Origin of the sequence: Streptomyces curacoi (assembly GCF_001513975.1) — a bacterium.
Taxonomy (GTDB): domain Bacteria; phylum Actinomycetota; class Actinomycetes; order Streptomycetales; family Streptomycetaceae; genus Streptomyces; species Streptomyces curacoi.
Genome location: NZ_KQ947990.1, coordinates 219,676 through 241,539, shown reverse-complemented (window position 1 = coordinate 241,539; position 21,864 = coordinate 219,676). Strand labels below are relative to the sequence as shown.

General features: G+C 72.4%; 16 protein-coding genes. 1 reads left to right on the top strand and 15 read right to left on the bottom strand.

Annotation, left to right across the window (positions count from 1 at the left end; genetic code table 11):
- Nucleotides 1-3: 3 nt before the first annotated feature.
- The 3 genes from AQI70_RS24245 to AQI70_RS24230 all read right to left on the bottom strand — a co-directional run bounded on the left by AQI70_RS24245 (nucleotide 4) and on the right by AQI70_RS24230 (nucleotide 4,588).
- The gene (locus tag AQI70_RS24245; RefSeq protein ID WP_062153544.1) at nucleotides 4-1,434 is read right to left on the bottom strand and encodes a PAS domain-containing protein; all 1,431 of its coding nucleotides are present in this window, start codon (nucleotides 1,432-1,434) and stop codon (nucleotides 4-6) included.
- Between the two features lie 527 nt (nucleotides 1,435-1,961).
- The gene (locus tag AQI70_RS24235) at nucleotides 1,962-3,293 is read right to left on the bottom strand and encodes a serine/threonine-protein kinase (RefSeq protein ID WP_062153540.1); all 1,332 of its coding nucleotides are present in this window, start codon (nucleotides 3,291-3,293) and stop codon (nucleotides 1,962-1,964) included.
- 194 nt (nucleotides 3,294-3,487) lie between these two features.
- Nucleotides 3,488-4,588, bottom strand: a complete 1,101-nt coding sequence (locus tag AQI70_RS24230) for a citrate synthase 2 (RefSeq protein ID WP_004000342.1) — start codon at nucleotides 4,586-4,588, stop codon at nucleotides 3,488-3,490.
- Between the two features lie 318 nt (nucleotides 4,589-4,906).
- Here AQI70_RS24230 and pdxH point away from each other — a divergent pair, with 318 nt between their 5' ends.
- Nucleotides 4,907-5,596 carry a pyridoxamine 5'-phosphate oxidase gene (gene pdxH, locus AQI70_RS24225; protein ID WP_062153539.1) on the top strand — a complete coding sequence of 230 codons (690 nt, stop codon included), beginning with the start codon at nucleotides 4,907-4,909 and terminating at the stop codon, nucleotides 5,594-5,596.
- Between the two features lie 12 nt (nucleotides 5,597-5,608).
- Here the strand turns inward: pdxH and AQI70_RS24220 are convergent, their stop codons facing one another.
- The 12 genes from AQI70_RS24220 to AQI70_RS24165 form a co-directional block, all read right to left on the bottom strand.
- A complete protein-coding gene (locus tag AQI70_RS24220; protein ID WP_062153537.1) occupies nucleotides 5,609-6,190 on the bottom strand; it encodes a hypothetical protein in 582 nt (193 codons plus the stop codon).
- Between the two features lie 34 nt (nucleotides 6,191-6,224).
- Nucleotides 6,225-6,848, bottom strand: coding sequence for a TetR/AcrR family transcriptional regulator (locus tag AQI70_RS24215; protein ID WP_062153535.1), 624 nt, complete (start codon nucleotides 6,846-6,848; stop codon nucleotides 6,225-6,227).
- A complete protein-coding gene (locus AQI70_RS24210) occupies nucleotides 6,836-7,570 on the bottom strand; it encodes an enoyl-CoA hydratase family protein (protein ID WP_062153533.1) in 735 nt (244 codons plus the stop codon). The genes AQI70_RS24215 and AQI70_RS24210 overlap by 13 nt, the downstream gene beginning before the upstream one ends.
- Nucleotides 7,567-9,144, bottom strand: coding sequence for a 4-coumarate--CoA ligase family protein (locus tag AQI70_RS24205; protein WP_062153531.1), 1,578 nt, complete (start codon nucleotides 9,142-9,144; stop codon nucleotides 7,567-7,569). The genes AQI70_RS24210 and AQI70_RS24205 overlap by 4 nt, the downstream gene beginning before the upstream one ends.
- Nucleotides 9,145-9,179: 35 nt before the next feature.
- Entirely contained in the window at nucleotides 9,180-10,313 is a 1,134-nt protein-coding gene (locus AQI70_RS24200) for an acyl-CoA dehydrogenase family protein (protein WP_062153529.1), read from the bottom strand.
- A gap of 55 nt (nucleotides 10,314-10,368) precedes the next feature.
- Nucleotides 10,369-12,210: an acetyl/propionyl/methylcrotonyl-CoA carboxylase subunit alpha gene (locus tag AQI70_RS24195; protein WP_062153527.1), complete on the bottom strand. Its 1,842-nt coding sequence runs from the start codon at nucleotides 12,208-12,210 to the stop codon at nucleotides 10,369-10,371.
- Between the two features lie 35 nt (nucleotides 12,211-12,245).
- Nucleotides 12,246-13,844: an acyl-CoA carboxylase subunit beta gene (locus AQI70_RS24190; RefSeq protein WP_062153525.1), complete on the bottom strand. Its 1,599-nt coding sequence runs from the start codon at nucleotides 13,842-13,844 to the stop codon at nucleotides 12,246-12,248.
- Nucleotides 13,841-15,532, bottom strand: a complete 1,692-nt coding sequence (locus AQI70_RS24185) for an acyclic terpene utilization AtuA family protein (protein WP_079051483.1) — start codon at nucleotides 15,530-15,532, stop codon at nucleotides 13,841-13,843. Before AQI70_RS24185 ends, AQI70_RS24190 begins: the two co-directional genes overlap by 4 nt.
- 2 nt (nucleotides 15,533-15,534) lie before the next feature.
- Nucleotides 15,535-16,329: a TIGR03084 family metal-binding protein gene (locus AQI70_RS24180; protein WP_062153524.1), complete on the bottom strand. Its 795-nt coding sequence runs from the start codon at nucleotides 16,327-16,329 to the stop codon at nucleotides 15,535-15,537.
- A gap of 124 nt (nucleotides 16,330-16,453) precedes the next feature.
- Nucleotides 16,454-17,389 carry an EamA family transporter gene (locus tag AQI70_RS24175; RefSeq protein WP_062153522.1) on the bottom strand — a complete coding sequence of 312 codons (936 nt, stop codon included), beginning with the start codon at nucleotides 17,387-17,389 and terminating at the stop codon, nucleotides 16,454-16,456.
- Between the two features lie 167 nt (nucleotides 17,390-17,556).
- Complete coding sequence (locus AQI70_RS24170; RefSeq protein ID WP_062153520.1) at nucleotides 17,557-18,681, bottom strand: lipid II:glycine glycyltransferase FemX; 1,125 nt, start codon at nucleotides 18,679-18,681, stop codon at nucleotides 17,557-17,559.
- Nucleotides 18,682-18,909: 228 nt separating this feature from the next.
- Nucleotides 18,910-21,789, bottom strand: a complete 2,880-nt coding sequence (locus AQI70_RS24165; RefSeq protein ID WP_062153518.1) for an FAD-binding and (Fe-S)-binding domain-containing protein — start codon at nucleotides 21,787-21,789, stop codon at nucleotides 18,910-18,912.
- Between the last annotated feature and the right edge of the window lie 75 nt (nucleotides 21,790-21,864).

Below are 21,864 nucleotides of genomic sequence, written 5' to 3'. Positions count from 1 at the left end.
GAGCTACCGCGACCCCACACTCCCCGCCAGGTCCAGCGCGGAAGCGATCCGCACGGCCACATCCTCCGCGTACACGGCGTCGCCCCGCTCGAACGCACTCCGGCCGGCACCCCGCAGAAACGTCACCACCCCCAGCGTCCGTCCCCGACTCCGCAGCACCGCACACAGCGCGTGCACCGCGTCCGGCGGCCACTGCCGTGCCACCGCCCACTCGCGCGCCTGCTCCGCCGACACCTTGCCCGCGTCGGCCCGCACCGACCCGGCCCGCGCCACACACTGCAACGCCGGATGCCCCTCGCCGTACCGCACGGGCAGCCCGGCCTCCCCGCCGCGCAGACTCGGCCCCGGCGCCCCCGAGGGCGTCACGGCGATCCGGACCAGCCGTACCGGCTCCGCCGCGTCCGTGTCCGCGACCGCCCCGCCCGCCACCCGGTCGATCAGCGCGTGATCGGCGAACCCGGCCAGCGCGAAGTCCAGATGCACGGTCGCCGCCTCCGCGGGGTCCTCGCACTCGGCGGCGGCCCGCGCGGCCCGGTGCAGCTGATTGGCCCGGAACCGCAGCAGCGCCGCCTCCTGCTCCGCCTGCTTGGCCTCGGTCACGTCCTGGAAGAGCCAGCCCACGCCCAACGGCACGGGCTCCTCCGCGAGCGGCGAGGCCAGCCGTACGAAGCCACACCGCCAGCAGCGACGCCGCTCACCCTCCGGCGTCCGTACGCTCACCCAGATCTCGGCGGGCGCCGGCGGCGCGCCCTCCGCGAGCACATGCGTGAGCGCGCTCTCCAGCTCCTCGACCCCCTGGGCGAGCAACTCGCCCAGCGGCCGCCCGAGCACGGACGTGCGCCCGATACCCAGCGCACGGGCCGCGTGAACGTTCACCACCGCGGGCCGCAGATCCGCGTCGACCAGCACCACACCCCACGAGGCGTCCTCGAACAGCGCCTCGCTCAGCGCGATGGACCGCTCCAGATCGATCTGCGTGTGCACCTCGCTGAAGGCGCAGTACACCCCGGCGGGCTTCCCGTCCGGCCCCCGCACGGCCGCCGACTGCGTCCGTACGAGAACACGCCCGCCCTCCTTCGTCAGCAGCGCGAACTCGTGGACCTGCCGGCCGGGAGCGTGCATGGCCGACATCAGCCGGCCCTCGACCTCCTCGGCGTCGGCCTCGCGCACCGCCCATCCGGCGAACCCGTGCCGCCCCACGGCCTCGGCCGCACTCCACCCGAGGATCCGCTCGGCCTCACGGTTCCAATGGGTGACGACCCCGTCCGCGTCGAAGGCGCACAGGGCCGCGTCCATCCCGTCCAGCAGAGCGGCGAGCAGATCCGAGCCGCCTGCCGAACCCTCCGAGCCACCCGACGAACCGTCCGGACCATCCCGCTCGGGTTCGTCCGGCCCCAGCTCGTCGGTGGTCCCACTACGCCGGGAAGCACTCACCTGGACCCCCTGCCAAGCTGCGTCCGCACGTACGACGCGTCGGTTCGCTCACTCGCAATCATCTAACTGGAACGTGACACAGCACACACCGTGTTCCCCAAGATTGAAGGAATCGTTGTACGCGGCGGGTGGCGTGTGACGTGTGCGGGACCACTCCAGCAGCGCGAGCCCGTCCGCGCGAGGTCCATGGCGGCGGGCGGCACGATCACGTTGTGGACGTACCGCCACTGCTCCAGCATCGTCTCGCCGAAAAAAGTGGTTGATCGGAGGGCCGGGCGGTTCTTAGTGTGTGGGCACACGAGAAGGGAGGTGGTTCGGCAGATGTATGAGAACCGGACGCGTGAGGTGGCTGCGGGCTAGCGGCCCGTCACCCCACCCAGTGCGGTGCCGGACCAGCACGTGAGAGACGCGTGCAGCCGGCCCAATCCCAAGCAGTCACCCGACCCGCGAGCTCGCCGGTACGTCCGGCCGGCTCCCCCGCCCAGGCGGAGGATCCGAGCTCGCGGGTCGTCTGCGTTCAGCAGGGCTCAGTCGTCCTCGTCGCCGTCGTCGTCCTGCTGTGCCTGGCGTTGCCGCTCCTGTTCCCGGCGCTCCTCTTCCCGGCGCTTCCGCTCCCGTTCCTGCTTCTTCTCGTCCGGCCCTTCCGCACTGGCGCTCGTCTCCGCCACCGGGCTCGGGGAGGCGCTCGGCGACGGGCTCGACACCGCGGATGACGCCGATGTGGAGGCGCCCGGGCTGGGCGGTGCCTCGGACTTCGTGCCCTCCGCCGCGGTGTTGTCGGGGGAGAACCACAGCAGGCCGAGCAGCATCGCGCCCACGAAGAGCACCGCTCCGGCGGCCATCGCGGCCACGCGCCGTGTCCCGGACCGCGACGGGGTCCGGGACCGGGAGCGGGAGCGGCCCGCGGACACGGTCGCCTGGGCGGAGGGCAGCATGTACGTGGTCGGGTTGCTGGTCTCACCCACCTGCTGCGCACCGGACGGGGACGCCGGCACCACCGTCCGCGGCCGGGACGGCGAGGCCGCGTCGGGCAACGGCTCGGGGCGCCCCTGCCAGGCGCCGTCGGCGAACCAGTCGGCGGCCTGCTGGGCGGCCGGCCGGTGCTCGGGGTCCTTGGCGAGCAGGCCGAGGAGGTAGTTCTCGAAGGCGGCCGGGAGGCCGGGGACGCCCAGCTCGCGGGGCGGCACGGGGGCGGCGTCGAGGTGCTGGTGCAGGATGGCCACGGCGGTGTCGGCCTGGAACGGCGGGCGGCCGGTCAGGAGCTGATACAGCACACAGCCCAGCGCGTAGACGTCCGAGGCCGGGCCCGCCGGCTTCCCCAGGGCCCGCTCGGGGGCGAGGTAGAGGCTGGTGCCGACGATCTGCCCGGTGGCGGTCAGCGCGGCGCCGGGGTCGTCGAGGAAGCGGGCGATGCCGAAGTCACCGATCTTGAGGGTGCCGTCGGCGTCCAGGAGCAGATTGCCGGGCTTGATGTCCCGGTGGACGATGCCCTGCCGGTGCGCGGCGGCCAGTCCCGCCGCGGCCTGGGCGGCGATACGGGCCACGCGGTCGGCGGGCAGCGCGCCGGAGCGGGCCAGCACCCCGGCGAGGCTGTCGCCCTCGACGAGCTCCATCACCAGGAAGAGCCGGTTCTCGAACTCGCCGAAGTCCCGCACGCCGACGACGTTCGGGTGGTCGATCCGTGCCGCGGTCTGCGCCTCCAGCCGGAACCGGGACGTGGCGGTGGGGTCCGAGTCCTGGGGCAGCAGGAGCTTGACGGCCACCGGCCGGGCGAGCATCTCGTCGTAAGCCCGCCAGACCTCCCCCATCCCACCGCGTCCGATCGACTCGCCCAGCCGGTAGCGGCCCGCTATCAGCACCTGTTCTCATCCTCATGCCGTGAGACGTCTCGGTCGCCGCAGGCCGTTTACTCACCGCGTGGGAACGGGTGAGGGTGGGGGGTGCCGCAGCCGCCCCAGCATACTGGCGCAGTGGATCAGTCACGTTCCGTATGCCGGCATCACGCGGAGCCGATGGGCCCCGCGTGATGCCGGCCCGCCGGAAGGGGCGGGGATCAGCGCGCGATGTCCGCGTAGCCCTCGACCTCGCGTGGGTCGCGCGGGCCCGGGCCGATGTAGCGCGCCGAGGGGCGCACCAGGCGGCCGGTGCGCTTCTGCTCCAGGATGTGCGCCGACCAGCCCGCCGTACGGGCGCAGGTGAACATCGAGGTGAACATGTGCGCCGGGACCTCGGCGAAGTCCAGGACGATGGCCGCCCAGAACTCGACGTTGGTGGCCAGGACCCGGTCCGGACGCCGGTTGTGCAGCTCCTCCAGGGCCGCCTTCTCCAGGGCCTCGGCGACCTCGAAGCGGGGAGCGCCGAGATCCCGGGCGGTGCGGCGCAGGACCCGGGCGCGGGGGTCCTCGGCGCGGTAGACGCGGTGGCCGAAGCCCATGAGGCGTTCGCCCTTGTCGAGGGTCTGCTTCACATACGCCTCGGCGTCGCCGGTGCGCTCGATCTCCTCGATCATGTGCAGCACGCGGGAGGGGGCGCCGCCGTGCAGCGGGCCGGACATGGCCCCTACGGCGCCGGAGAGGGCGGCGGCCACGTCGGCGCCGGTGGAGGCGATGACGCGGGCCGTGAAGGTGGACGCGTTCATGCCGTGCTCGGCGGCGGAGGTCCAGTACGCGTCGACGGCGGCCACGTGCTTGGGGTCGGGCTCGCCGCGCCAGCGGATCATGAAGCGCTCGACGACGGACTGGGCCTTGTCGATCTCCCGCTGCGGGACCATGGGCAGGCCCTGACCGCGCGCGGACTGGGCGACGTAGGACAGGGCCATGACGGCGGCTCGGGCCAGGTCCTCCCGGGCCTGCTCCTCGTCGATGTCCAGGAGCGGTTTCAGTCCCCACACTGGCGCCAGCATGGCGAGGGCGGACTGGACGTCCACGCGGATGTCGCCGGAGTGCACGGGGATCGGGAAGGGCTCGGCGGGCGGCAGTCCGGGCCGGAAGGCGCCGTCGACGAGCAGCCCCCACACGTTGCCGAACGAGACGTGACCGACCAGGTCCTCGATGTCGACGCCCCGGTAGCGCAGGGCGCCGCCCTCCTTGTCCGGTTCGGCGATCTCCGTCTCGAACGCGATGACTCCTTCGAGTCCGGGTACGAAGTCGGACATCAGGCGGCTCCTCGATGTGTGCGACAGATGGGGTTGTGGGTGGGACGACCACATATCGGTCAGCAGAGATGAACACTTGCCCGGTGGATCCACGGTCACGGACCCGGATTCCAGGCTTGGGGATTCCGGGCCTCTCAGGACTCGCGGTCCGGGGCGTAACCCTGTGATGCCCCGTGCGGTCGGCGGTCATCCAACCGGAAGGGCATCAGAAACGATATCTCCGAGTGCCACGGTTGGGGAGGCCTTGCGGCACTCAGTGCCATCCAGTGACAAAGGACACCGCCGGACGGCGACAGCCGTATACGGCAAGATGACCGCGTGACCGACCGAGACGCCGTCCCCTTCGATCCCGCCGAGCCCGTCCCCGACCCCGCCGCGATGCGCAAGCACTACCGGGCCGAGGGCCTCGCCGAGAGCGACCTGGCCGCCACTCCGGTGGCACAGTTCGCGCGCTGGTTCAAGCAGGCCGCGGCGGAGGCCCACCTCTTCGAGCCGAACGCGATGATCGTCTCGACCGCGGACGGCGAGGGGCGGCCCAGCTCCCGTACGGTGCTGCTGAAGCAGTTCGACGAGCAGGGCTTCGTCTTCTACACCAACTACGACTCCCGCAAGGCCCGCGACCTCGCCGAGAACCCGTACGTCTCCCTTCTCTTCCCCTGGCATCCGATGGCCCGCCAGGTCACCGTCACGGGTGTGGCGCGGCGCACCGGCCGCGACGAGACGGCCGCGTACTTCCGCACCCGCCCGCACGGCTCCCAGCTCGGCGCCTGGGCCAGCGCCCAGTCCTCGGTCATCGCCACCCGCGCCGACCTCGACGCCTCGTACGCCGAGCTGGCCGCGCGCTATCCCGAGGGCGAGCAGGTGCCGGTGCCGCCGCACTGGGGCGGGTTCCGGGTGGCGCCGCAGGCGGTGGAGTTCTGGCAGGGGCGGGAGAACCGGCTGCACGACCGGCTGCGGTATGTGGCGGAGCAGGACGGGAGCTGGCGGGTGGAGCGGCTGAGTCCGTGAGCGGCGGTCTCGTCAGAGCTTGCCCCACACATACGCCGTGCGGTGGCCGTCCAGGAGCTCGGATATTCGGGCGCGGAACTTCTCGGTGAACGGGGGCCAGTTCCAGAACTCGAAACCGAGGTGGCCGAAGGCGAAGTGGTCGTCGGCCCAGGTCCAGTCGGTCAGTGGGACGGCCTCGGCGCAGGCAGGGCAGTCGACCCGGGCCGCGCCCGTCTTGTGCCAGGCGTCGATGGCCTCGCTGAACGGCGCCCACGCGTCGTCGATCAGCTCCCACTCGTCGGTGATCAGCCGGGTGGTGACCCCGCAGCGCGGACAGCTCACCGCCTCCGGTTCGCCCTGCCCGCCGTGGAAGACGGTGCGCCCGGTGTACACGGCGAGGCCGTCCCAGGGATCCCAGTCGGCGTCGTCCGGCCCCACGGCCCGCTGCCAGTGGGGGCCCGGAGGGTGGCCGAGCGGCTGCCCGAGCACGCAGTCCGTGCGCTCGGCGAGCACGATTCCCTCGGCCACCAGCCACTCGACGACGCGCTCGGCGAGGTGTGGCGCCTGCTGCGGGCTCGCAGCGAGGTCGACGATCGTCTGGAAGTGATCACCCATGCCCGAACCGTAGCCCCCGCCACTGACAACGCCCTCAGCCCAGCGCCTCCTCCAACAGCACCGCCCACTGCGCGACCACGCGGTCGCGGCGGGCGGTGTCGTCGGTGAGGAGGTTGGCGAGGCCGAGGCCGCGGGCCATGTCCAGCAGGCCCTGGACCGTCTCCCGTACGCCCGGCCGCGACTCGTCCGCGCCCAGGAGGTCCACGGCGATGCGGTGGGTCTCGCGGCCCACCCGGGCCTCCAGCTCGGTGACCCTCGGCCGCAGCTGCTCCTCGTTCGACGCGGCGACCCACAGGTGCAGGGCCGCGCGGAACAGCGGGCCGGTGTAGAGGTCGACCAGCGCCGACACCACCGCCCGGCGGTCCCCCGCCGCGCCCTCCGGGAACAGGGCCCGCAGGGCCGTGGAGCGTTCCTCGGCGACGTACTCGACGGCCGCCGTGAACAGGTCCTCGCGGGTCGGGAAGTGGTGCTGGGCGGCGCCGCGGGAGACGCCGGCGCGTTCGGCGACGACGGAGACCGTGGAGCCCGCCCAGCCGTGTTCGGCGAGGCAGGCCACGGCGGCCTCCAGGAGCCGCTGCCGGGTGGCCCGGCTGCGGTCCTGCTTGGGCACGCGGTCCGCTCGGTCCACGCGGTCGCCGACTGTGCTCACACCACCCATTCCGGATCCCGTCTTTCGAGGAAGGCCGTCATCCCCTCGCGGGCATCGGCGGAGGAGAACAGCCGGGCCGAGAGCGCGGTCAGGTCGGCCGCGTCCCGGTCGAAGTTTTCCAGCACCTTAGCCGTGAGCAGCGCCTTCGTCTCGGCCAGGGCCTGGGGGGAGGCCCGGCGCAGACCGTCAAGGACGGGGGCCAGCACCTCGTCGACGTCCTCGCCGGCCGTCGTCAGCAGGCCGATGCGGGCCGCCTCCGGCGCCGTGAAGCGTTCGCCGGTGAGGTAGTAGCGGGCCAGGGCGCGGGGGTCGGTGCGGGGCAGCAGGGGCAGCGAGATCACCGCGGGGGCGACGCCTATGTGCACCTCCGTGAAGGCGAAGGTGGCCGCGCTGGACGCCGCCGATATGTCGCAGGCGGCCAGCAGGCCGAGACCGCCCGCGCGTACGTGGCCGGTGACGCGGGCGACGACGGGTTTGGGCAGTTCCACGAGCTGCCGGAGCAGCGCGACCAGTCCGTCAGGGGGCGGCGGGTCGCGCAGGTCGGCGCCCGCGCAGAAGGTGTTGCCGGTGTGGGTGAGGACGATCGCGCGTACGTCGGCGTCCTTGGCGCAGTCCGTCAGCGCGTCGGTCAGCTCGCCCACCAGGGCCGCCGAGAGCGCGTTGCGGGTCTGCGGGGAGTCCAGGGTGAGGGTCTGCACGGCACGCGCGCGGGTACGGCCGATCAGCGTCATGTGCTCTCCTTCGGTGCCCGCAGTTCGCGGCGCAGGATCTTGCCGGAGGCGGCCCGCGGGACGCCGTCGATGAAGGTGACCTGGCGGACCCGCTTGTAGGGGGCGACGCGTTCGGCGACGTACATCATGACCTCTCCTTCGGAGAGGCCGGGGGCGTTGGGCCGGCGGACCACGTAGGCGTGCGGGACCTCGTTGCCGTCGTCGTTGTAGACGCCGATCACCGCCGCGTCGGCGATGTCGGGGTGGGTGAGCAGGAGTGCCTCCAGTTCGGCGGGGGCCACCTGGAAGCCCTTGTACTTGATGAGTTCCTTGACGCGGTCCACGACGAACAGCCAGCCGTCGGCGTCCACATGGCCCACGTCGCCGGTGTGCAGCCAGCCGTCGGCGTCGATCATCGCGGCGGTGGCGTCGGGGCGGCCGAGGTAGCCCTTCATGACCTGGGGGCCGCGGATGAGGATCTCGCCGGACTCGCCGACGCCGAGGTCCTTGTCGGGGTCGTCGAGGGAGACGATGCGCATCTCGGTGCCGGCGATGAGCTTGCCGACGGTTCCGGCGGGGGCGTCGTGCATGGCGGCCAGGGGGACGACGTGGGTGCCGGGGGACAGTTCCGTCATGCCGTAGGCCTGGCCGACCGGCGGCAGGCCGAGACGCTGTGAGCAGGCGGCCGCGAGCTTCGCGTCCAGGGGTGCGGCGGCGCTGATGACGTACTTCAGGGACGACAGGTCGTACTGCTCGACCAGCGGGTGCTTGGCGAGGGCGAGGACGATCGGCGGGGCCACGTACAGGCCGGTGATGCGGTGGTCCTGGATGGCCGCGAGGAAGGTCTCCAGGTCGAAGCGGGGCAGGACGACGACCGTGGCGCCCACCCGCAGGGGCGCGTTCATCAGGGCCGTGAGGCCGTAGATGTGGAAGAAGGGCAGCACGGCGAGGATGCGGTCGCCGGGGCCTGCCGATATCGCGGGTTCGAGCTGGGCGAGGTTGGTGGCGATCTGGCGGTGGGTGAGCATCACGCCCTTGGGGATGCCAGTGGTGCCCGACGAGTACGGCAGGGCCGCGACGTCCGCCACGGGGTCGATGTCGATCCGCGGTTCGGGGGCCGTGGAGGCCGGCATGTCGATGAGCGACCGGTGCCCGGGCGCGCTGTCGCACACGAAGATCTCCCGCACGCCGCCCGCGAGTTCGGCGGCCCGGCGTGCCACCTGAAGCAGCGGCGAGACGGTGACGATCCAGCGGGCCGCCGAGTCCTTCAGTTGCTTGGCGAACTCATCGGGTGTGGCGAGGGGGTGCACGGTGGTGACGGAGGCACCCGCGCGCGTGGCGGCGTAGAACGCGGTGGGGAAGGCGACCGTGTTGGGGCTGTGCAGGGCGAGGACGTCGCCCTTGCGCACGCCCGCCTCGGTGAGGGCGGCGGCGACGCGCCGGTGGAAGCGGTCGAGCTGCCCGTAGGTGAGGGTGGTGCCGTCCGTGCCGTCGATCAGCGCGGGTGCGTCACCGAACTCGGCGGCCCGGCCCAGCACCGCCTCGTGGATGGGGAGTTCTACTGCCGGGACGTCTGCGTACTCGCTGCGGAACATCGTTCCTCCTCGCGACCGGCGCCGCACGGTGCCGGTCAGTACGACTTGGGCAGGCCCAGGGTCTGGTGGGAGACGTAGTTGAGAATCATCTCCCGGCTCACCGGGGCAATACGAGACACACGCGCGGCGGTTATCAACGAGGCGAGCCCGAACTCGCGCGTGAGGCCGTTGCCGCCGAGGGTGTGCGCGGCCTGGTCGACCGCCTTCACACAGGCCTCCCCGGCCGCGTACTTGGCCATGTTGGCGGCCTCTCCCGCGCCGACGTCGTCACCTGCGTCGTAAAGGTGGGCCGCCTTCTGCATCATCAGGCGGGCCAGTTCGAGGTCGATGTGCGCCTGGGCGAGGGGGTGGGCGATGGCCTGGTGGGCGCCGATGGGGGAGTTCCAGACGGTGCGGTCGCGCGCGTACTCGACGGCACGCGCGAGGGCGTACCGTCCCATGCCGATCGCGAAGGCGGCCGTCATGATGCGTTCGGGGTTGAGGCCGGCGAAGAGCTGGAGGAGGCCGGCGTCCTCGTCGCCCACGAGGGCGCCCGCGGGGAGCCGTACGTCGTCGAGGGTCAGCTCGAACTGTTTCTCCGCGGCGTTCAGTTCCATGTCGATCCGGCGGCGCGTGAAGCCCTCGGCGTCGCGCGGGACGATGAACAGGCAGGGCTTGAGGCGGCCGGTGCGGGCGTCTTCGGTGCGGCCGACGATGAGGGTGGCGTCGGCTATGTCGACGCCGGAGATGAAGACCTTGCGGCCGGTGAGAAGCCAGTCGGCGCCGTCTTTGCGTGCCGTGGTGGTGATGCGGTGGCTGTTGGAGCCGGCGTCCGGCTCTGTGATGCCGAAGGCCATGGTGAGTGTGCCGTTCGCCAGGCCGGGGAGCCATTCGCTCTTCTGGGCTTCGGTTCCGAAGCGGGCGATGACTGTGCCGCAGATGGCCGGAGACACGATCAGCATGAGGAGGGGGCAGCCTGCGGATCCCAGCTCCTCCAGGACTATGGAGAGTTCGGCGATTCCGCCGCCTCCGCCTCCGTATGCCTCCGGCAGGTTGACGCCGAGATAGCCGAGTTCGGCCGCCTCGGACCAGAGTTGTTCTCGGTCGAAGTCTCGGCCGTGGCGGTTGCCGAGGGCCGCTACTGCGGATCGGAGGGCCCTGTGTTCATCGGTTTCGAGGTGGGTGGTCATGGGACTCCTTCGGGCTGCGGGTTCGTTGTGGCTGGTCGCGCAGTTCCCCGCGCCCCTAGGTTTCTTGCACTACCGCCAGCAATGCGCCGACCGTCACCTGCTGGCCAGGTACGGCATGCAAAGCGCTCAGCGTTCCCGTGGCCGGCGCTGCGATCTTGTGCTCCATCTTCATCGCCTCCAGCCAGAGGAGGGGCTCTCCGGCCCGTACAGCGGCTCCTGCGGTCAATCCCTCGGCGACTCGTACGACCGTCCCCGGCACCGGCGCGAGCAGCGAACCCGGCGCGTGCTGGGCCGTCGGGTCGGGGAAGCGGGGTAGCGCGGTGAGGCGCGTTGCATCGACGTGGATGTCGTCGCCATACCTCGCGACCTTGAAGTTCCTTCGTACGCCGTCCACTTCGAGTACGACCAGGTCGGCATCGGCGTGCACGACCCGCACGCCGTCGGCTTCCAGGCCCGCGCGCCCGTGCCGGTAATGGACCTCGACCTCCTCGCCCGCCATCGCGTACCGCTTGACCTGCGGCTGGGACGGCACGTTGCGCCAGCCTCCGAAGCGGGAGCGGCCGTGGGCGTCGGCGAGGGCGGCGGCCAGGGGGGCGTACGGGTCCGGAGTGGCCCTGGTCAGGGCGGTGAGGTGGCGGTCGTAGAAGCCGGTGTCCATCCGGGCGGACGTGAACTCCTCGTGGCGCAGTGAGCGGACGAGGAGGTCCCGGTTGGTGACCGGGCCGTGGATCGTGGCCCGCTCCAGGGCGGCGGCGAGCTTGCGGATCGCGCCCGCGCGGGTGGGGGCGTGGGCGACGAGCTTGGCGAGCATGGGGTCGTAGTGGACGCCGATCTCGTCGCCGTCGGTGAAGCCGGTGTCCAGGCGGACACCCTCGGGTACGGCGAAGCGGTGCAGGGTGCCGGTCTGCGGGGCCCAGTCGTGGGCCGGGTCCTCGGCGTAGAGGCGGGCCTCGACGGCGTGGCCACGCGCGCGTGGCGGTTCTTCGGCGAGGGCATGCCCTTCGGCGACGCGAATCTGTTCCGCGACCAGGTCGATGCCGAAGACCGCTTCCGTCACGGGGTGTTCGACCTGGAGGCGGGTGTTCATCTCCAGGAAGTGCGCCTTGTCGCCGGCCACCAGGAACTCGACGGTGCCGGCACCGACGTAGTCGACGGCGCGGGCGGCCCGTACGGCCAGGGCGTGCAACTCGTCGGTGAGCCCCTCGGTCAGTCCGGGCGCCGGGGACTCCTCGATCACCTTCTGGTGGCGGCGTTGCAGCGAGCAGTCGCGGGTGCCGAGGGCCCGGACCGTGCCGTGGGTGTCGGCGATGATCTGCACCTCGATGTGGCGGCCGTGCTCGATGTAGGGCTCGACGAAGACCTCGCCGTCCCCGAAGGCGCCCGCGGCCTCGGCGCGGGCGCTCTCCAGGGCGGCGTCGAGCTCCTCCAGGCGGCGGACGATCCGCATGCCGCGCCCTCCGCCGCCCGCGGCGGCCTTCACCAGCACGGGCAGGTCGGCCTCGGTGACCTCGCCCAGGGGCGCCAGCCCCATCAGCTCCTTGGCGCGCGTCTTGGACGCCATCGCCTCGATCGCCTCCGGTGGCGGGCCGATCCAGACCAGCCCGGCGTCGAGGACGGCGCGTGCGAAGTCGGCGTTCTCGGAGAGGAAGCCGTAGCCGGGGTGCACGGCGTCCGCGCCGGACGCCACAGCGGCCTTCACGATCAGGTCGCCGGCCAGATAGGTGTCGGCGGGCGCCGCTCCCGGCAGCCGTACCGCCGCGTCGGCCACGCGCGCGTGGAGGGCGTTCGCGTCGGCGTCCGAGTACACGGCGACCGTCCGGATGCCCAACTCACCGCAGGTGCGGAAGATCCGGCAGGCGATCTCGCCCCGGTTGGCGACGAGCAGAGAAGTGATCACCGAAGGGTCCCTCACAGGGTCGGTCACTGGATCCCTCACATCCGGAAGACGCCGAAGCCGCCGCGCGCGCCCTCGTAGGGGGCCGTGTGGAGGGCGGACAGGCACAGGCCGAGGACGGTGCGGGTGTCGCGCGGGTCGATGACGCCGTCGTCGTACAGCCGCCCGGACAGGAACACCGGCAGCGACTCCGACTCGATCTGCTGCTCCACCATCGCGCGCAGCGCGGCGTCCGCCTCCTCGTCGTACGGCTGCCCCTTCGCCGCCGCCGACTGCCGGGCGACGATCGACAGCACGCCCGCGAGCTGCTGCGGGCCCATGACGGCCGACTTGGCGCTGGGCCAGGCGAACAGGAAGCGGGGGTCGTAGGCCCGGCCGCACATGCCGTAGTGGCCGGCGCCGTACGACGCGCCCATGAGGACGGAGAGATGGGGCACGCGGCTGTTGCTCACCGCGTTGATCATCATCGCGCCGTGCTTGATGATCCCGCCCTGCTCGTACCGGCTGCCGACCATGTAGCCGGTGGTGTTGTGCAGGAAGAGCAGCGGGATGTCGCGCTGGTTGGCGAGCTGGATGAACTGGGCGGCCTTCTGGGACTCCGCGCTGAACAGGACCCCTTGGGCGTTCGCCAGCACGCCGACGGGATAGCCGTGGAGCGTCGCCCAGCCGGTGGTCAGGCTCGTCCCGTACATCGGCTTGAACTCGTCGAAGTCGGAGGCGTCGACGATCCGGGCGATGACCTCGCGCGGGTCGAAGGGGGTCTTGAGGTCGCCGGGGACGATGCCGAGGAGTTCGTCCGCGGAGTACTTGGGCGGTTCGGCCGGGCCCGGGTCGCCGTACGCCTTGCGGTGGTTGAGACGGGCCACCACGCGGCGGGCCTGCCGCAACGCGTCCGGTTCGTCCACCGCGAAGTAGTCCGCGAGACCCGACACGCGCGCGTGCATCTCCGCACCGCCCAGCGACTCGTCGTCGCTCTCCTCGCCGGTCGCCATCTTCACCAGGGGCGGGCCGCCGAGGAACACCTTGGCGCGCTCCTTGACCATGATCACGTGGTCGGACATGCCGGGGACGTACGCCCCGCCGGCCGTGGAGTTGCCGAAGACGACCGCGATCGTGGGGATCCCGGCCGCGGACAGCCGGGTCAGGTCCCGGAAGATGGCGCCTCCGGGGATGAAGATCTCCTTCTGGGACGGCAGGTCGGCGCCGCCCGACTCGACGAGGTTGATGCACGGCAGCCGGTTGGCTAGGGCGATGTCGTTGGCGCGCAGGGCCTTCCTCAGCGACCAGGGATTGCTCGCTCCCCCGCGCACGGTCGGGTCGTTGGCGGTGATCAGGCACTCCACGCCCTCGACGACCCCGATGCCGGTGACGAGGGAGGCGCCGACCGTGTAGTCGCTGCCCCAGCCGGCCAGCGGGGACAGTTCCAGGAAGGGCGTGTCGGGGTCGAGGAGCAGCTCGATGCGCTCACGGGCGAGGAGCTTGCCGCGCCGCCGGTGCCGCTCGACGTACTTCTCCCCGCCGCCCGCGAGGGCCTTGGTGTGCTCGGCGTCGAGTTCCGTGAGCTTGGCGAGCATGGCCTCGCGGTTGGCCGCGTATTCGGGGCTCTTCGTGTCCAGGGCAGAGGCGAGGACGGTCACAGGAGGCTCTCCGGGATGTCGAGGTGGCGGCTGCGCAGCCATTCGCCGAGGGCCTTGGCCTGCGGGTCGAAGCGGTGCTGCGCGGCGACGCCCGCGCCGAGGATGCCCTCGACGACGAAGTTCAGGGCGCGGAGGTTGGGCAGGAGATGCCGGGTGACTTTCAGCTGACGGCTCTCGGGTATCAGCTGCTGGAACCTGTCGGCCGTCAGCTCATGGGCGAGCCAGCGCCAGGCGTCGTCCGTCCGCACCCAGACGCCGACGTTGGCGTTCCCGCCCTTGTCGCCGCTGCGGGCACCGGCGACAAGGCCTAGAGGGGCGCGCCGGGTGGGCCCGTGGGGCAGCGGCTCCGGGAGGGGCGGCTCCGGCACGGTGTCGAGTACGGCAGTGTCGTGGGCCGACGGCACAGGGATCCGGCGTCCGTCGTGGAGGACGGCCACATGGTCGACGGCACCATGGGGGACGTACACATCCTCGAAGACCCCATAGGGCGAGCCCTTGCCAGGGGGCGTGAGCACATGGAAGCCGGGGTAGCTGGCGAGCGCCAGCTCCACGGCGGCCCCGCTCAGTGCCCGCCCGACGACGTTCTGGTCCGGGTCGCGTACGACGAGCCGCAGCAGCGCGCTCGCCAGTTCCTCGGTCGGGGCGTCGGGCCGGTCGGTGCGCACGAGGTCCCAACGGATGTCGGCGGGCTGGGACTTGGCGAGGGCGTCCGTCATCTGCTCGCGCACGAGGGCGGCCTTGGCCTCGATGTCGAGCCCGGTGAGCACGAAGGCGACCTCGCCCCGGAAGCCGCCGAGGCGGTTGACGCCGACCTTGAGGGCCGGGGGCGGGGCCTCCCCCCGTACGCCCTCGATACGGACGCGGTCCGGGCCGTCCTGGGTGAGCCGTACGGTGTCCAGGCGGGCGGTGACGTCCGGTCCCGCGTACCGTGCGCCCGCCGTCTCGTACAGCAGCTGGGCCGTCACCGTGCCGGCGTCGACGAAGCCGCCGGTGCCGGGGTGCTTGGTGATGACGCAGCTGCCGTCCTCGTGGAGCTCGGCGATCGGGAAGCCGGGGCGTCGCAGATCGCCGCCGCTCTGGTGGAACTCGTGGAAGAAGGCGTAGTTGCCGCCGGTCGCCTGCGCCCCGCACTCCAGCACATGCCCGGCGACCACGGCGCCCGCGAGCCGGTCGTACTGCGCCGGCCCCCAGCCGAAGTGCGCGGCGGCGGGCCCGGTGACCAGGGCCGCGTCCGTCACCCGCCCGGTGACGACGACGTCGGCGCCCTCCCGCAGGCACTCGGCGATCCCGAACCCGCCGAGGTAGGCGTGGGCGGCGAGGCTGCCCGGGTGCGCGGCGGTGAGATCGTCGCCCTCGACGTGGGCCACCCGCACCGGGACGCCGAGGCGGTCCGCCAACCGCCGCACGGCGTCGGCCAGTCCGGCCGGATTGAGGCCGCCCGCGTTGGTGACGATCCTGACGCCCCGCTCGTGCGCGAGCCCGAGGCACTCCTCCAGCTGCCGCAGGAAGGTACGGGCGTATCCCGCGCCGGGGTCCTTCAGCCGGTCCCGGCCGAGGATCAGCATGGTCAGCTCGGCGAGGTAGTCGCCGGTGAGAACGTCCAGTTCGCCGCCGGTGAGCATCTCGCGCATGGCGTCGAAGCGGTCGCCGTAGAAGCCGGAGGCGTTGCCCACCCGCAGGACCGGCAGGGTCACTGTGCCGCCTCCTTCGGCGCGCGGCCCGCACCGGGCGGGCCCGCGAAGACCTGGGCGATGTCGAACCAGCGGTCGGCGTCCCGCCCTTCGGCGCGCAGGGCGAGGTCGGAGCGGTGGGCGCGCTGGGTGACCAGGAGGCAGAAGTCGAGCGCCGGACCGGTGACGCGCTGCGGGGCGTCCTCGGGGCCGTAGGCCCACACCTCGCCGGACGGTGAGACGAGCTCGACGCGGAAGTCGTCGCTCGGCGCGGGGAGTCCGTGCACTCCGAAGGCGAAGTCGCGGGTGCGTACCCCGATCCACACCACATGTCGCAGCCGGTCTGTGGGTGGGCGCACCACACCGAGCGCGTCGGCGACGTCCAGACCGTGGGCCCAGGTCTCCATGAGTCGGGCCGTGGCCATGGAGGCGGCGGACATGGGCGGCCCGTACCAGGGGAACCGGGCGCCCTGGGGTGCCTCACACAGCGCCGCGTCGAGGGCGGCCCGCCCTTCCCGCCAGCGCGCCAGCAGCTCGGCGGGCGGCAGCCCGGCCCCTTCCTCGGCCCCTTCGTCGACGAACGACCCCGGCGCCGCCAGCGCCTTCTCCACCAGCGTGTGGAACGCCTCCGCGTCGGTCACCGCCAGCAGCGCCGAGTGGTCCGTCCAGGCGAGGTGCGCGATCTGGTGGGCGACGCTCCAGCCGGGGGCGGGGGTCGGGAGGGCCCACTGCCCGGGGCTCAGCCCGGCCACCAGCCGGTCGAGTTCCTCGCTCTCCTCGCGCAGATCGTCGAACACGGGCGTCGGATCGGACACGGTGCGCTCCCCTCGGGCACGGCGGTGTGCGGGGTGGTGCGGGCCGGTGCGGCGTGGAGAGGAGCATGGCAGCGGAGCCAGAAACAAGCAAGCATGCTTGCATTAATTCAGGGGCGCAGGCTGTCTACGACTTCACCTTCCCCCGCCCCACCTGCGTCCGCACCGCCCCCATGGTCGCCGCGATGACCAGGGCGATCGCAAGAGCCTCCACGGCGGACAGGGCCTGGTTCAGGACGAAGAAGCCGGCGGTCGCGGCGACGGCCGGTTCCAGGCTCATCAGGATCGCGAAGGTGGCGGCGGGGATGCGGCGCAGGGCGAGGAGTTCGAGGGTGTAGGGCAGGACGGAGGAGAGGATCGCGACGGCCGAACCCAGGGCGATGGTCATGGGGTCGGCGAGCTTCGCACCCGCTTCGACGATGCCGAGCGGAAGGCACAGCAGGGCCGCGACCACCATGGCGAGGGCGAGGCCGTCGGCCTGGGGGAAGCGGCGGCCCGTACGGGCGCTGAAGACAATGTAGGCCGCCCACATGGCGCCGGCGCCCAGGGCAAAGGCGACACCTATGGGGTCCAGATTGCCGAAGCCTCCGCCACCGAGGAGGAAGACCCCGGCGAGGGCGAGCCCCGCCCACAGGATGTTGACGGCGCGGCGGGAGGTCACGACCGAGAGCGCGAGCGGGCCGAGCACCTCCAGGGTGACGGCCGGGCCGAGGGGGATGCGGGCCACCGACTGGTAGAAGAGTGCGTTCATCGCGGCCATCGTGATGCCGAAGACGACGACCGTGCCCCAGTCGGTGCGCGAGTGGCCGCGCAGCCGGGGGCGGCAGATCAGCAGCAGGACGAGGGCGGCGGCCAGCAGCCGCAGGGTCACCACACCGAGCGCGCCGGCCCGCGGTATCAGGAGCGCGGCGAGTGCGCCGCCGAACTGCACGGAGATGCCGCCGGCCAGCACCAGGCCCACGGGGCCGAGGGAGCCCGAGCGGCGCGGGACGCCTGCCGCCGGGGCCGGGGTGGTGGTCGCGGTCGGCGTCGACGAGGACGGGGCGGCGCTGGGGGTGGTCACGGGCGGTCCTGGGGCTCGACTCGGGGATTGTTCATCATGCTGCACTGTCAAGTCCACGTTAGTGGACTACGTCAGGTGTGTGAAGCCCATTTGGGGCTGTCCCGGAGTGTGGACAGCGGGTCCCGGAGAGCCGACGGGCTGCTGCCGCGCCCTGCGGAGCCGACCGGCTACCGCCGTGCCATGTACAGATCCAGCGCCTTGTGCAGCAGCCGGTTGAGCGGGAAGTCCCACTCCCCCAGGTACTCGACGGCCTCGCCGCCCGCCCCCACCTTGAACCGCAGCAGGCCCAGCAGATGGTTGGACTCCTCCAGGGTGTCCGTGATCCCACGGAAGTCGTAGACGGCGGCACCGAGCTCGTGGGCGTCAGTCATCATGCGCCACTGCATGGCGTTGTTGGGCTGGACCTCGCGCTTACGGCTGGTGGAGGCACCGTAGGAGTACCAGACGTGGTCGCCGACGGTGAGCATGGTGGCGGCGGCGAGGGTGTCGCCGTCGTGCTGGGCGAGGTAGAGCCGCATGCGGTCGGGGTGTTCGGCGGTGAGCGCGGTCCACATGCGCTGGAAGTAGGGCAGCGGGCGCGGGATGAAACGGTCGCGCTCGGCGGTCTCGGCATACAGGTCGTAGAAGGCGGGGAGGTCCTCGTAGCCGCCCCGTCCGACCTTCACCCCGGCCTTCTCGGCCTTCTTGATGTTGCGCCGCCACTGCTGGTTGAGGCCGCGGTGGATGTCGTCCAGCGACCGTCCGGCGAACGGCACCTGGCAGACGTGACGCGGCTGCCCGACGGCGAAGCCCTCCTCGCTTCCCGGTTCGGCCTGCCGCCACCCGGACCCGCGCAGCCGGTCGGCGATGTCGAGGGCACGCGCATCGCACGACGTCGGCTCCGCGTCGCCCAGCCGCCGGGCCGCCGGGTCGGCGATGGCCGCCTTCACCGCCTCCGTGCTCCAGCGGCGTACGACGACGGGCGGGCCCATCTTGACCGAGAAGGCGCCCTGCCGCTTGAGGTGGGCGAGCATCGGTTCGAGCCAGCGCTCGCAGAGGTCGGGGGCGTGCCAGTCGACGATCGGACCCTCGGGCAGGTAGGCGAGGTACTTCTTCAGCTTCGGCAGCGGACGCAGCAGCACCAGTCCCGCCCCGACCAGCCGCCCCTCCTCGTCGAACCACCCGAGGCTCTCCGCCCGCCAGTCCGGCTTGACCGCACCCCAGGAGGGCACCTGCATATGGCTGGCGGAGGGACGGGACGCGACGAAGGCCAGGTGCTCGTCCCGGGTGATGGGCTGGAGGCGGAGGGGCATGGGTGGGCTCCTGTCGGTGGCCAAGGGTGGGTGGCGGAAGGCCGGGTGCCGTGGCCGGCGGCCGGACGTCGTGACCGGTGGCTGGTGGCCGGTGGCCTCATGTCGTGAAGGCGGACAAGCTGGGTGATCTCCCAGCCTATGCACGCCCCCGCGGAGCCTCCCGGTTCCGCGGCCCGCTCACTCCCGATCGGCCTACACCCCCTCCTCCCGCACCCCTCCTCCCCCGCATCACTCCCGCGCCCCCTCCCCCAACCCCTCCGCCAGCACCTCCGCCAAATGCCACCCCCGCACTCCCGCCACCTGCTCCAACTGCGTCCGGCAGGAGAACCCGTCCGCCAGCACCACGGCCGCCTCCCCCGCCCCCCGCACCGCCGGCAGCAGCTGCTCCTGCGCGCACGCCACCGAGACCTCGAAGTGTCCCTTCTCGAAGCCGAAGTTGCCCGCGAGACCGCAGCAGCCGCCGCTCAGTTCCCCGGAGAGCCCGGCGGCCTCGCGCAGCCGGCGGTCGGCCGCGTCGCCCAGCACCGCGTGCTGGTGGCAGTGGGTCTGCCCGACCACCGGCCGCTCCACTCGGGGCGGCGTCCAGTCGGGAGCGAGCCGCTCCAGGGTCTCCGCGAAGGTCAGGACGCGTTCGGCCAAGCGGGGGGCCCGAGGATCGTCGTGCAGCAGCTCCGGCAGGTCGGCGCGCAGGGCGGCGGCACAGCTCGGCTCCAGGACCACGACCGGCGCGCCGGTCCGCAGCACCGGCTCCATGAGGTCGAGCGTGCGCCGCAGCACCGCGCGAGCCCGGTCGAGCTGACCGGTCGAGAGGTACGTCAGCCCGCAGCAGACGCGCTCCCGGCCCCGCAGGAGAGACACCGGATCCAGCGGCACGGTCATCTCGTCACCCCCGGGCGCCCCCTTCAGCCGCACCGTCGGCGGGAGCGCCACCCGCAGCCCGGCCGCCTCCAGCACGTGTACGGCCGCCTGTCCCACGGACGGCGAGAGGTGCTCGGTGAAGGTGTCCGGCCACAGGATGACGAGGTCGCCGTCGCCACCGACGACCCTCTCCCCTCGCCGCCGCTCCCACCACCGGCTGAACGTCCGCGTCGCCAGCCGCGGAATCTCCCGCTCCGGCGCGATCCCGCCGAGCCGCTTCGCCGCCCACGCCAAGGGCCGTACGGATGCCAGGGCGTTGACCAGCGACGCCGTACGCGTACGTGCCACCAGGCGCAGCCACTGCGGCAGCCGGCCCATGCTGTGGTGCGCGGCCGGGCGTCGACGGCCCGCGTAGTGGTGATGCAGGAACTCCGCCTTGTACGTGGCCATGTCGACCTCGACCGGGCAGTCGGACCGGCATCCCTTGCAGGACAGGCACAGGTCCAGCGCGTCCCGCACCTCCGTGGACCGCCACCCGTCCGTCACCAGCTCCCCTGCCAGCATCTCGTGCAGCAGCCGGGCACGTCCGCGCGTGGAGTGCTGCTCCGCTCCGGTGACCCGGAAGGACGGGCACATGACCGCAGAGCCCGTGACCGATGTCGTACGGCACTTGGCGACCCCCACACACCGCCGTACCGCCGCCGAGAAGTCACCCCCGTCCGCCGGATAGCCGAAGGCCACGTCCACCGGCTCGCGCGGCAGGACCGCGAAACGGAGATCGGCGTCCAGCGGTGCGGGGCGCACCAGCATCCCCGGGTTGAGCAGGTCGTCCGGGTCCCAGATCCCCTTGGCCCGCTCGAACAGCCCCACCATCTGCGTGCCGTACATCTTCGGCAGCAGCTCGGCCCGCGCCTGCCCGTCCCCGTGCTCCCCCGACAGCGAGCCCCCGTGTGCCACGACGACCTCGGCGAGCTCCTCCGAGAAGCGCCGGAAGCGGCCGACGCCCGCCTCCGTCATGAGGTCGAAGTCGATACGGACGTGGATGCAGCCGTCCCCGAAGTGCCCGTACGGCGTCCCGCGCAGCCCGTGCGCGGCCAGCAGCGCGCGGAAGTCCCGCAGATACGCCCCGAGGCGTGCGGGCGGCACGGCGCAGTCCTCCCAGCCGGGCCACGCCTCGCGCCCGTCCGGCATCCGGGTCGCCGTACCGCTCGCGTCCTCCCGGATGCGCCACAGCGCCCGCTGTCCGGCCGGATCGGTCACCACCGCCGAGTCGACGACGTCGGCCGCCCGCACGATCGCCTCCGCACGCACGCGTGCCTGAGCCGCCGACTCCCCGCCGGTCTCCACGAACAGCCAGGCCCCGCCCCGGGGCAGGGCGGCGGCCGAGGGCACCAGGTCCACCGCCATGCCCTCCACGGTCAGCGGCCGGTACGGCAGCAGCCCGGCCGCCGCCTCCGCCGCCGCGCTCTCGTCGGCGTACGCCAGCACGGCGAGCGCACGCGCGCGGGGCGCCTCGACGAGCTGGACGACGGCCTCGGTGAGGACACCGAGGGTCCCCTCGGAGCCGCAGAAGGAACGGGCGACATCGGCGCCCTTCTCCGGCAGCAGCGCGTCCAGCGCGTACCCGGAGATCCGGCGGGGCAGCTCGGGAAACCCGGTCCGCAACCGGGCCAGCTCCCCCTCGACCAGCTCCCGCAGCCCGTCCGGTGCTCCGGCCCACCCCGGTCCCAGCCGCAGCCGTCGGCCGCGCGCGGTGACCACGTCCAGCTCGCGCACACTGTCCGCGGTGGTCCCCCACGCCACCGAGTGCGAGCCGCACGAGTTGTTGCCGATCATCCCGCCGAGGGTGCAGCGGCTGTGGGTGGAGGGGTCCGGGCCGAAGCGCAGGCCGTGCGGCGCGGCGGCCACCTGGAGACGGTCGAGGACCAGGCCGGGCTGGACGACCGCGGTACGGGCCGCGGCGTCGAGCGACACCAGCCGGTTCATGTGCCGGGTGAAGTCCAGCACGACGCCGATGCCGGTGGCCTGACCCGCGATCGAGGTCCCGCCACCACGCGGCACGACGGGCACGCCGCGCTCCCGGCACACCTCCAGCACGGCGGCCACGTCGTCGGCGTCACGGGGCGCCACGACACCGAGGGGGACACGCCGGTAGTTGGACGCGTCCATGGTGACGAGCGCCCGGGAGGTGACGTCGAACCCCACCTCACCTCGAACGACTTTGCGCAGCTCGGCTTCGAGATCCGTCATGCGTCCAGGAAATCAAAGACACCGTCTCATCCGACGGACGAGGTTTCGCCCAGGTTTCCCGAAACGGCTACGCTC

Bases quoted from the DNA above. Each gene is read 5' to 3' on its own strand.
- AQI70_RS24230 (WP_004000342.1), bottom strand. From the start codon at position 4,588: ATGTCCGACTTCGTACCCGGACTCGAAGGAGTCATCGCGTTCGAGACG.
- AQI70_RS24220 (WP_062153537.1), bottom strand. From the start codon at position 6,190: ATGGGTGATCACTTCCAGACGATCGTCGACCTCGCTGCGAGCCCGCAG.
- AQI70_RS24215 (WP_062153535.1), bottom strand. From the start codon at position 6,848: ATGGGTGGTGTGAGCACAGTCGGCGACCGCGTGGACCGAGCGGACCGC.
- AQI70_RS24210 (WP_062153533.1), bottom strand. From the start codon at position 7,570: ATGACGCTGATCGGCCGTACCCGCGCGCGTGCCGTGCAGACCCTCACC.
- AQI70_RS24205 (WP_062153531.1), bottom strand. From the start codon at position 9,144: ATGTTCCGCAGCGAGTACGCAGACGTCCCGGCAGTAGAACTCCCCATC.
- AQI70_RS24200 (WP_062153529.1), bottom strand. From the start codon at position 10,313: ATGACCACCCACCTCGAAACCGATGAACACAGGGCCCTCCGATCCGCA.
- AQI70_RS24170 (WP_062153520.1), bottom strand. From the start codon at position 18,681: ATGCCCCTCCGCCTCCAGCCCATCACCCGGGACGAGCACCTGGCCTTC.
- AQI70_RS24165 (WP_062153518.1), bottom strand. From the start codon at position 21,789: ATGACGGATCTCGAAGCCGAGCTGCGCAAAGTCGTTCGAGGTGAGGTG.